Below are 10809 nucleotides of genomic sequence, written 5' to 3' on the forward strand. Positions count from 1 at the left end.
ACCTAACCCCTTACTATAATTCTTCCATCCATGTTAAGATATTTTTATCAGTAAATTCATTTTCAGCACAATTTCTTATACTTTCTATATTCTTCTCTATACTGTTTTCATTTAGGTTCTCTATGGCTTTAAATTTAGCTACTATTTGAACTCCAGTAAGCCTTTCAATAACATTAATATTATCTCTAGTTACGTAAGTGTCTTCATAATTATTTATGATTATTCCCTTTACCTTAATTCCTAAAGACTGAATATATTTTATAGTAAGTACAGTATGATTTATTGTTCCAACTCCAGCCCTTGCTACAACTAAGGTGCTCATATTTAATTCCTTAATAATGTCAGCTAGAGTATATATCTCTTCATCATTATCTATTAGTGGACATATTATTCCTCCACTGCCTTCAGCAATTATAAAGTCGTATTTCCCTTTTAACTCTTCATATTTCGCTCTTATTATATTTAAATCTATAGGCTTATCTTCTATTTTTGCTGCCAAATGTGGAGATACCGCTGTCTTATATACATATGGAGTTATATTTTCATAGGGTTCATTTAATCCACTAACTCTACTTACTAAATCGGTATCACCAGGGATTAGCTTATCATCTTTTTCTATAGCTCCACTTAATGCACCTTTAAAATATGTTGCACTGTGACCTTTAAGTCTGAGAACATGGAGAAGTCCTGCAGTTATAATAGTTTTTCCTACATCTGTATCTGTTCCAACTATAAATATTCCTTTAGTCATTGTTTCTAACCTCCAGCTTAAGCTCACCAATCATTCTCTTATCATCACATATCCTATTTCCAGAAGTAGTTAAATAATTTCCAGTGATTGTGGCATTAGCACCTGCATTAAAGCAACCTTTTCCTAAATCTTTAATAAGATTTCTACCACCTGCCAATCTTATTAAAGCCTTAGGATTTATAAATCTAAAAATAGCAATAGTTTTTAGAATATCTTCTTGAGTTAAATTTTTAGAGCCCTCAAGAGGAGTTCCTTTAACAGGATTAAGTACATTAACTGGAATAGACATTACATTTAACTCTTTTAACTGGAAGGCAAGATTAATTCTATCTTCCCAGCTTTCTCCCAGTCCAATGATTCCTCCTGAACATACAGTCATTCCAGATTCTTTTGCAGCCTTTATTGTATTTATTCTTTCTTCATAACTATGAGTTGTACATATTTCCTTATAAAATTCTTTACTTGTTTCTAGATTGTGATGATACATTGTTATTCCTCTTTCCTTTAATTTAAGAAAATCATCATATCCAAGTATTCCTAGTGATGCACATAAATCCATGCTTAACTCATTATTTAATTCCTCGTATATATCTAAAATCTTTTCAAAATCACTACCTACAATACCTCTACCACTTGTAACTAAAGAAAATCTATTTACTCCTTCTGCTTCATTTTCTTTTGCTAGCTTTAATGCTGACTCTTTAGAAACTAGATCATAAACTTCCACATCAGTGTTGTAGTGGGCAGATTGAGCACAGAATTTACAGTCTTCAGAGCATCTTCCTGACTTTGCATTCATAATAGTACAAAGATCAACCTTATTCCCACAAAGAGTCTTCCTTATATTGTCAGCACTAATGCATAACTGCTCTATATCCTCATTGCTATATAGCTTTGTTAAACTTAAAGCTTCTTGAAAGTTTATATTTTCTCCTAATAGCACCCTTCTTTCTAAATCCTTAATAAACTTTATCATACTTAAAACCTTCTTTCACCTTTAATTTATATATCCATCCATTTTCAGTATAGGCATTATTTTCACTGCTACATAAGCTGCAAAAGCTGTTAAAATTAAATCTCCAGCTATACATACTAAAAAGCCATTAAAAAATGCTAAGTATAGTGACACAGATTGTCCTAAATATAAGTTATAGCTGATATAAAGATATATAACTCCAAATAAATAAACAAAAAATAGTCCAGCTAAAAGCATTTCCGTAGCTTTAGTAAAAGTCAATTCCTTAATTTTTTCTCTTATCTTACCTATAACGTAGGCAGCTACTATAAACCCTATAAGATATCCAAAAGTAGGTTTAAATATATAGCTCAAGCCTCCACCTTCAGTGAATACAGGTACACCTGCAAGGCCTACCATAACATAAACTATTTGGGATAGTGCACCTAGCTTAGAGCCTAAGATAACACCTGCTAAAGCACAAAATAAGTATTGAAGGGTAAATGGTACATAGGGGATTGGAATTTTAATAAATGCACCGATAGCTGTTAAAGCTGCAAACATAGCTACTAAAATTAAGTTTCTAGTATTATTAGTGGTTTTCATAAATCTACTCCTTAAAATATTTATTTCATGGTTTTGATTATAATTAAGAATTCCCGCATTGTCAACTTTTATAATATTTACAGTTTACAATATTGCTATAAATATTTTCCCCTTACTCTAGGCTAAAAATACATTAAGTATTATTAACAAGTAAATAAAAATTAGAGAGCATGCTCTTTATATGATAATGCTCTCTAATTTATCAAGTTTTATATTTATTATTTTCCATAGGATCTATTTCAAAATTCTTTGCTGATTTTCACAAAAAGTTTAGCATGCATTTTAATATTTAACTAATTTTAAAATAGCTTCTTTACTGGAACATAGATTTCCATAACTGTATCTGGTCTATAATGGCAGCGTTCATCATAAAATTCAAAATCTAATTTACCTTCGTCATAAATATATTCGCTATCTTTAAACCATGCTTCAAATATATATTTCCAGGTTTCTTTAATTACATCTGAAAAATTAGTTTGTTTAGGATCTACAGTGACATCCACTGGAGGAGTAGTAAATACTGCATATTCAGCTTCTGGCACTTCTACTGTAATCATATCACTTGTAACTTTAGAGAAATCTTCTACAATAACTCCTAAAAGATAGCTTACATTTCCTCCTTCATCTGTTGGAACACATAACCCAACTTCTCCGTGTTTAGGAGGATTTAAGACTTCATACATCTTTGATTCTAAATTTTCTCCATCATAATTACTCCAAAAGGATGCAATATCCTTTGTATAGCTTGTTCCTCCAATATTAGTCTTTATTCCATATCCAGCTACCTTAAAAGCTGGCTTTTTAACAATAATAGGATTCATAATATAACCTCCAATTTTAAATGTTGTTTCCTTATTAAAATATCCATCCATTCTAGCTACATATTGCGTTGGACTATATCCAAAAGCTTTCCGGAATGCCTTTGAAAATCCACTAGGCGTTTCAAAGCCATATTCAAAAGCAATATCAATAATCTTTCTTCCTTTAAATAATTCCATTGCTGCTAACGATAATTTACGCTTTCTAAGGTATTCCATTATGGATACCCCTTTACATAATGCGAACACTCTACAAAAGTGGTTTACAGAATAACCAACGTAATCGGCAATCTCCTTTACAGTAAGAGTTTCTTTAATATTGTTCTCTATAAATTCAATACACCTATCAATATCCTTACTATAATTCACTTCTATCACAACCTTTTCCCTAGGGTAACTTTATTATATCAAGATCTTAGAATTGAAGCTGTTCCTATTTTACTAAAATCTAAATTTAAAACCCAATATTCACTTTTGAATACTTTAATGATATATTAACTTTAAAGAAATTCAGTGTTATATTATTAAAAATAACTTATCATCTCATAAATAAGGATGTGATTATTCATGAATGAACATGAAAAATGTAATTGTGAAAACTGCCTTCATAAATTATGTGTAGAAAAAGTTCCAATTTTCTCAAGTTTAACTTCTGAAGAATTAATTAAGGTAGCTACCTTAATTGTAAAAAGAAAATATGAAAAGGGTGAGCTAATTATAATGGAAGAAAGTTATTTAGAAAATTTAATTATTATAGATAAAGGCAAGATAAAAGTATTTCGTTATACTATCGAAGGTAAAGAACAGATTCTATATATATTTGATCAAGGTGACTTCTTTGGTGAAAAAAATCTCTTAAATAATCAACAATCCACCTATAATGTTGAAGCACTTGAAACTACTTATATTTGCATGATAAATTTGAAAATACTCATCATGCCTATACTAAGAGAGTACTTCCTGAATTAGGAGAGTTAACAACAAAAATAATGCGAGTTCATGGTATAAACCATAGGGTACTGTTCAGAGTCCATAAGCTTTTTTCAGTGCTTAAAACTGAGCTGGAGCAACATCTATTGAAGGAAGAACAAATTCTTTTTCCATTAATTAAAGAATATGATAAAAATCCAAGTGTTAAACAACTTCAAAATATTAATGAGGTAATTAGTGAAACTGAGGATGAGCATGAAGCTGCAGGAGATATCCTAAAGGAACTTAGAAAAATCACAGATGATTTTAAAGTTCCTAATGACGGTTGTAACACCTACGTTATAACTTTTAAAATTCTTGAGGAACTAGAGGCTGACTTATTCCAGCATATACACCTTGAAAATAATATTCTATTTAAGAGAATGAACTTTGATGTGAATAAACATTTATAAGTAACTTTCTAAAAATTAGTAAATAAAATGTAAAAGCCTAAGGATAATTTATATCCTTAGGCTTTTCTATTACTGCTCTCTACCATATACTTATGTTCTAACCTTTACTTATTAGCACTGATTTCCTCTACAATTTTTTCAATCAGATCCTCAATCTTAAATTCGGCTCTTTCACTAATCATTTCTATAGTGGCTATAGAAGACATGGTTTTAAATAGTATCGGATTTTTTAATTTACTAAACTTAGGAGAAAGATTAAATAAGAATTCCTTTATAAAGGGATATTTTTTCACTAAATCTCCTATGATGGTTTCTTTTTTAATTCCATACTTATTTTGTATCTCTACACTATTACTCTCTATATTCTTAGTATCCTGCTTTTTATTACTCCAAGACAATAATCTCTGACTTCCCTCTAAGCTTCTAATTTTAGTGACATCCTGCATCATTTCCAGTACACCCCTAAAATTACCGTCTTCATCTCTTACTGCATTATAAATGATATAAATAAACTTACCACCAATCTCTAACCAGAACTCAGCCTCATCTTGCTCTCCTTCTCTAAATGCCTTAATAATTTCTTCTACGGTATCTACACTCTCTCTTGGATGACAGTTTTGAACCTTTCTTCCAATTACGCCAGAACTTCTTGGAAATACTCTATGCTTAGTATCACTATAGAATTTTACAATTTCATTCTCATCAACATAGGATAAATCTACTTGAAGGTGTTTAAAAATCAAGTTAATCTGTTCAAGAGTTAACTTACCTTGACTTACATCTAACATTTCATTTTTTGATGATGTATTAAGAATTCCATGTTTTTGGAGGACATTGGCTAAATCCTTTAAAAATTCATCATTTGAAGAGATCTCTTTATCTTTTCTTTCTTCATTTCCATAGAAAGGAGGCTGTTTAATCAGACAATATCCAATCTCATCATCCCCCATTCTCATTTTAATGAAATCTTCCTCAGAAAGAAGATCCATGGAAGTTGGATAAAGAATTTCTTCTTCTTTTACCATCATATCCTCTACCATCTCAACTACTTCATTCTGAATATTTATAAATTTTTCATCTTCATTATCATCCAAATATTCCTTTGCTTTTTTTATAATATCTTTAATATTATTTTCTAGAGTCCACATAACCTTAGAAGGTTTATCAAATCCTCTACTCTCAAGTGATGGATACAGTTGGTTTTGTTTCCTCGCAAAATGAATATTAATTTCTTCGAGTTTATCATAGATCTCAGTCCATTGATTCTTTATAAACTTTTTTTCAATCATATTTATAATTTGATTTAAGACAATTCTTATAGCTTCTACCTCATCTAGGTAAGTTCTAATTGGATGTCCTAATGGAACATCTAGTTTATTACTTATCAACACTCCATCAAAAATTTCTAGAATTTCATCCATTCTTTCTGCTAATACATCATCTGAAATCCCATATTGTTGAAGATATTGTTCACATATAGCAAACTCTTGAGCTGTTACACTTTTGAAGGATGTCTGCATCTCCTTTTTTGCTGCTTGTAAAGATATATTCCCCTTTAGATAATTAAGTTTAATAGTCATAATCTTATCAATTTTTTTACGATCAATTTTCAAATTTTCTTCCATTTGAATCTTCCTTACTTCATCTTTTGGAGTAAAATAAACATGAAATTCTTCATCACTTATTTTTTCTAAATATTTATCAAAACCCTTTTCTTCCATCATCTTATACATAGGAAAAGGTTCGAAATCCTTAATAACATGTATTCCTTCTTGTGGATTTAGATCTTGAAGTACTTTAGTAATACAATCCTCAAAAGTCTCATGCTCTCCACGTCCATCGATAGTAATGTAATTAATCTGCTTTTTCATATATTTCCATCCTCTCCATATAAATTTATAATAGCTTAAGTTTACATCTATATTTAATGATAATGATAATGATTTACATCAGTTGATATTATCATTCAAATGATAATATATTTCATTTATAATGTATCACCTTTTCTTTACTTATTATGTGATTACTATCACAATACATTAAAATTTTTATACAACTAAAAAAACAAACTGTTTCCATAGAACTACTTAATTATCTATATTTTCCACGATTTCTAATAAAAAAAATATACCCTTATAATCCTTTAGCTTATAAGGGTATATTTTTCTATTTTATTATTTATTTAAAAGAGCTTTATCTGGAGTTACAAGAATTTTCACATGTTTTTTCTTTTACTGTGCTGCTAGGTACTTCTATTAATATATATTACGCCTTATCCATGAATCTGAAATTGAGTCTTGTGCAAAACAAACATTAATGCCTGCATCATTTAATTCCTTAACTCTTGTAAGTCCTCTTCTTTTAGGATATGTATCATACCTTCCTTGTAAATGAATATTTTCAGTTGGACATGATATAAAATTCATATTTGATAATTTTAAAAGTTTAAATAGCTTGAAGGCATAGGCATTATTGTAGGAACCCATAGCACAAGTATGGCTTGCTGTTGTAAGTTCTCCAATTCCATTCATATAAGCTTCTGCAGCTAGTAACTCAGCAAATCTTGATTGTTCATCATCGGTTTCATCACAGTGAACATTAATTAATTTGTTGTACTTCATAGCAAGCTCTACAGTTTTCCTAACTGATTTTTCTTCCAGTTCCCTTGTAAATTCGAAGTGAGGTATAGATCCTACTACATCAGCACCCATTTTCAACAAGTAAATTAACTAGTGTTTCATTACCTTTTAATCTAGCATTTTTAAATAAAATTACTTTCATTTTAATAATCTCCCTTCGGCTTTTAGCCTTGTCTTTAGCAATAACCGAAGTCTAACATGAAAATATACACTAGTCATTGTACTAACTATACAATAATATTTTAATATCACTGTGCATCTAAAGAACATATTTTTTAAGATTTATTTGTATTTTTTGTACATTGTATGCAATATTACCTAAGGGTATACTTATAGTACAACGATATTTTCAGAGAATTAAAAGCTCATTGTGTGAAATTGCTTAATAAAAGATTTTATTAAACCCAAGAAAAGGAGACCTTATTATGTACGAAATTTTTAAAATGGAAAACATGACATGGCAAGAATTTGCAAAGAAAAAAGATGATGTAATTGTATTGCCAATAGGTGCTACAGAGCAACACGGCCCTCATTTACCTACTTGTGTAGATGCTGTACTAGCAAGAGAGTTTGCTTATCGTGTAGCTGAAAAAGTAAATGGAGTAGTTGCTCCAACTATTTCCTATGGATATAAGTCAAAACCATTAAGTGGCGGCGGTCCATTATTTCCAGGAACTATTGACTTAAATGGCGCTACATTGCAAGCCTTAGTGATGGATATAATTGATGAATTTGTCCGCGATGGATTTAAAAAAATATTTATTTTAAGTGCTCACTTTGAAAACGAAGCATTTATTGTAGAAGCTATGGATCTATGTTCTGCAAAATATGGAGACAAGGTAAAACTTCTTCTTACTAACTGGTGGGACCCAATGTCACCTAACGTAATTGATAAAATTTTTGATGAAGTACCATTCCCAGGATGGGCTTTAGAACATGCTGCTGTTACAGAGACTTCACTAATGATGTATTTTGCACCTGAACTTGTTAGAGAAGATAAAATATTAGATACAGAAAATGCTAGTCCAGCAACTTATTTTAGATATCCTATAGAGAAAGATATCGTTCCTGAAACTGGAATACTTGCGTCAGCTAAATCCTCTTCAGCTGCAAAGGGAAAAATAATTGTGGATGATGTTATTCCTAATATTGTTAAAATAGTTGAAGAAGCTTTTAAATAAATCTTAACATAAAGAAGTAAATATACATTTATTAAACTAAAGAATTTAATATTATCTCTTTCAAAGGATAATATAGCAAAAATATAAAAGTTTGTGATTGCAAGTTTGACGGTGCTTTCATAAAATATATCACTAATCTTATCTAGAATGTTGAGCTTGCACTTTTATATTATTAGCGAATACCATTTTCATAAGTAAAAATCTAAATCTTTGATTTAGTTATNNNNGAATAAATACTTTAGTAAATGAGTATTCCGAAACGGTTGAGCGCTAATAATATATGGTATACTCAATATTTCTTTTAGATTAGTTTTTTTCCGAAATTCCCTTTTCAACTTAACTTGTCTATGTACATAAGTCATAACTCTTTATTTTGCAGTCTAATAAATTCATAAACTAATATGCTATTAAAAAGTTCTAAGCCTGTCATAGCATCATCTAAGTCTATTTTTAAAAGCTCCTTAATTATTGATAATCTATAAAGCAATGTATTTCTATGAATAAAAAGCTCCTGAGAGGTCTTTAATAAATGTCTATTATTCTGGAAATAGCATTTTAAAGTACCTACTAAATCCATTCCATGTTTTTTATCATATTCTAAAATAGGACCTAAATTTTCATAACAATACTGTTGAATCTCCTTAATGTCAGCTACTTCTACTAGCCACCTGACAATTCCCAATTCCCTATACCTAATAATCTTTGAATCTCTATTATATATGTCAATCATAGATAAAGCTTTAAAAGCTTCTTTATAACTTATTTTTATATCGTAATTTGTTTCCCTTATACGACTAAAACTTAAGCTAATTTCAACGTCTGAATATCTTGAACTGACAAAATTAAATACTGCTTCAATAGCTTCTGATGACTTTTGAGATTCCTCATAATCCTTTGTAAATATTAAGTACATCAAGTTATTTGCATATTCCATAGGAATTAAAGTTTGATTTTCTAAATTTAAAGTTTCCTCTAAAGAATGAATTATATGTTTACTAATATGTTCTGTGTCATAGGGAGCATTATGTACCTTTTGTATCTTAAATATACATATATAATGAAAAGGTCTTAATTTTATATTATAGAATTCTGCCAAAGCCTTTATATCTTCATTTAACTGATCCTGTGAAAAAATAAGAGATTCTAAAAAATGTTTTGCATTCTTTGCTTCCTCTCGTTTTTGTTCTATTTTAAATAAAATTTCTTGTGTAATATCAATTAACTTAATGTCCCATGGCATTACAAATAAAGGAATTGCGCCTTCGTTTGCTCTATCTATAACATTTTTAGGTATAAATTCTACATATTTATTATCAATTAAAATTACAATACCAGAAAGCTTTTTATGAATACATTCTTCTAACAAAAATAAAAGACTTTTATCATCTCTTCCTATCTCTGTGCAAGTAACGAATATTAATTCTCCTCCATAAAGCCATTGAGAAATAGATTCTGTAGTTCTTACATATGGCCAAGAAATTTCACGTTCTAATCCCTTTTCACCGCCTAATAACTTTGCCTTTGAAAAATTTTTAAGTTGAAATAAATCCCTACAGCAAAGAGCCATAAAACCATTCCTCCTTTCTTACTTTATTTTTTAATTGCTTTAAAAAGTTGCTATACTTACTAATTTCACTGGGACTACAGTCCATGATGGGTTCAATACCTATACGTGCTAACACCCTACTCTATAATAATACTAAGATAAAAAAATCTCTACAACATATTCTTTAATATCTTGTAGAGATTTGCTTAATTATGATTTACTTTTCTTAAATTTTCTTTTTAAAGGTGTATATTACTGTGGTAATTCTTTCTTCATACTGTGTTTTAATATATTATACACTGCTTAATTATCACATAAAACTATAATTTGTGATGGTGTTGTTATTGCTGGTATACTCCTAGTACTTGGGCCATATACCACTACAAGATTTCTATTTTCAATATTTCCTAAAAAAGTCTGTCCATTCTGAAGTAATATTTTTGTTCTATTACCTATATTAAGCTTAAGTGAACCATCACTACTTACTAGATTCCTATTGAAATTATCTACCTTAATATTTTCTTTTCTAGATTTTCTAGCTATTACAATAGCTCGATATTGAGGTGGAAATATTAATGGCATAGGTGCTAATGAATCATAAAATGCAATTATCCGATTACCTGGTCTTATATTAACATGATTCACAAAATAAGTATCTATGCTGACTACTAAATTAAAGTGGTCATCCCCTCTGCCCACTACTGACATTAGCATTGTACATGCTGATCTGTCATTTGCTGAAGTTTCCATAACCTCTATACCTGTAACTATTCCCTCAACACTTAAAAATTTCTTCATTATTATTCCTCCAAATAATAACATACTACGTTGTTACATAATATGAATCAAAGGAACTTGTGTTACAAAAATAAATATCATTCTCCATTATTCAAACAAGAATTTGTGTATAAATATTAGGCATCTTCAAAAA

General features: G+C 29.6%; 10 protein-coding genes and 1 pseudogene. 3 read left to right on the forward strand and 8 right to left on the reverse strand.

Features of this window, described 5'->3' with window-relative positions:
- Positions 1–13: 13 nt before the first annotated feature.
- The 4 genes from bioD to B3W71_RS19145 form a co-directional block, all read right to left on the reverse strand.
- Entirely contained in the window at positions 14–751 is a 738-nt protein-coding gene (gene bioD / locus B3W71_RS19130; protein WP_346890534.1) for a dethiobiotin synthase, read from the reverse strand.
- Positions 744–1727 carry a biotin synthase BioB gene (bioB, locus tag B3W71_RS19135; protein ID WP_346890535.1) on the reverse strand — a complete coding sequence of 328 codons (984 nt, stop codon included), beginning with the start codon at positions 1725–1727 and terminating at the stop codon, positions 744–746. The genes bioD and bioB overlap by 8 nt, the downstream gene beginning before the upstream one ends.
- A gap of 21 nt (positions 1728–1748) precedes the next feature.
- A complete protein-coding gene (locus B3W71_RS19140) occupies positions 1749–2312 on the reverse strand; it encodes a biotin transporter BioY (RefSeq protein WP_346890536.1) in 564 nt (187 codons plus the stop codon).
- A 299-nt stretch (positions 2313–2611) separates the two neighbouring features.
- Positions 2612–3499, reverse strand: coding sequence for an AraC family transcriptional regulator (locus tag B3W71_RS19145; RefSeq protein ID WP_346890544.1), 888 nt, complete (start codon positions 3497–3499; stop codon positions 2612–2614).
- A 198-nt stretch (positions 3500–3697) separates the two neighbouring features.
- On the opposite strand from B3W71_RS19145, the gene B3W71_RS19150 reads away from it, so the two are divergent.
- Together B3W71_RS19150 and B3W71_RS19155 are read left to right on the forward strand one after the other, a co-directional pair.
- Positions 3698–4099, forward strand: coding sequence for a cyclic nucleotide-binding domain-containing protein (locus B3W71_RS19150; RefSeq protein WP_346890537.1), 402 nt, complete (start codon positions 3698–3700; stop codon positions 4097–4099).
- A gap of 20 nt (positions 4100–4119) precedes the next feature.
- Positions 4120–4512: a hemerythrin domain-containing protein gene (locus B3W71_RS19155; RefSeq protein WP_346890545.1), complete on the forward strand. Its 393-nt coding sequence runs from the start codon at positions 4120–4122 to the stop codon at positions 4510–4512.
- 104 nt (positions 4513–4616) lie between these two features.
- Here B3W71_RS19155 and B3W71_RS19160 read toward each other — a convergent pair whose 3' ends face one another.
- Together B3W71_RS19160 and B3W71_RS19165 are read right to left on the reverse strand one after the other, a co-directional pair.
- Positions 4617–6383: a PAS domain-containing protein gene (locus B3W71_RS19160; protein WP_346890538.1), complete on the reverse strand. Its 1767-nt coding sequence runs from the start codon at positions 6381–6383 to the stop codon at positions 4617–4619.
- A gap of 405 nt (positions 6384–6788) precedes the next feature.
- Positions 6789–7308, reverse strand: a pseudogene (locus tag B3W71_RS19165) (amidohydrolase family protein); the annotation flags it as partial.
- A 268-nt stretch (positions 7309–7576) separates the two neighbouring features.
- On the opposite strand from B3W71_RS19165, the gene B3W71_RS19170 reads away from it, so the two are divergent.
- Positions 7577–8332 carry a creatininase gene (locus B3W71_RS19170; RefSeq protein WP_346890539.1) on the forward strand — a complete coding sequence of 252 codons (756 nt, stop codon included), beginning with the start codon at positions 7577–7579 and terminating at the stop codon, positions 8330–8332.
- Positions 8333–8690: 358 nt separating this feature from the next.
- Here the strand turns inward: B3W71_RS19170 and B3W71_RS19175 are convergent, their stop codons facing one another.
- Together B3W71_RS19175 and B3W71_RS19180 are read right to left on the reverse strand one after the other, a co-directional pair.
- Complete coding sequence (locus B3W71_RS19175; RefSeq protein ID WP_346890540.1) at positions 8691–9899, reverse strand: PucR family transcriptional regulator; 1209 nt, start codon at positions 9897–9899, stop codon at positions 8691–8693.
- 282 nt (positions 9900–10181) lie between these two features.
- A complete protein-coding gene (locus B3W71_RS19180) occupies positions 10182–10676 on the reverse strand; it encodes a hypothetical protein (RefSeq protein ID WP_346890541.1) in 495 nt (164 codons plus the stop codon).
- Positions 10677–10809 lie beyond the last annotated feature (133 nt).

The sequence above is a fragment of the Clostridium sp. UBA1056 genome (assembly GCA_002316385.1).
Taxonomy (GTDB): domain Bacteria; phylum Bacillota; class Clostridia; order Clostridiales; family Clostridiaceae; genus Clostridium_J.

Excerpts from the sequence above, each read along its gene's own strand:
- bioD (WP_346890534.1), bottom strand. The coding sequence starts at position 751 with ATGACTAAAGGAATATTTATAGTTGGAACAGATACAGATGTAGGAAAA.
- bioB (WP_346890535.1), bottom strand. The coding sequence starts at position 1,727 with ATGATAAAGTTTATTAAGGATTTAGAAAGAAGGGTGCTATTAGGAGAA.
- B3W71_RS19140 (WP_346890536.1), bottom strand. The coding sequence starts at position 2,312 with ATGAAAACCACTAATAATACTAGAAACTTAATTTTAGTAGCTATGTTT.
- B3W71_RS19150 (WP_346890537.1), top strand. The coding sequence starts at position 3,698 with ATGAATGAACATGAAAAATGTAATTGTGAAAACTGCCTTCATAAATTA.
- B3W71_RS19155 (WP_346890545.1), top strand. The coding sequence starts at position 4,120 with ATGCGAGTTCATGGTATAAACCATAGGGTACTGTTCAGAGTCCATAAG.
- B3W71_RS19160 (WP_346890538.1), bottom strand. The coding sequence starts at position 6,383 with ATGAAAAAGCAGATTAATTACATTACTATCGATGGACGTGGAGAGCAT.
- B3W71_RS19170 (WP_346890539.1), top strand. The coding sequence starts at position 7,577 with ATGTACGAAATTTTTAAAATGGAAAACATGACATGGCAAGAATTTGCA.
- B3W71_RS19175 (WP_346890540.1), bottom strand. The coding sequence starts at position 9,899 with ATGGCTCTTTGCTGTAGGGATTTATTTCAACTTAAAAATTTTTCAAAG.
- B3W71_RS19180 (WP_346890541.1), bottom strand. The coding sequence starts at position 10,676 with ATGAAGAAATTTTTAAGTGTTGAGGGAATAGTTACAGGTATAGAGGTT.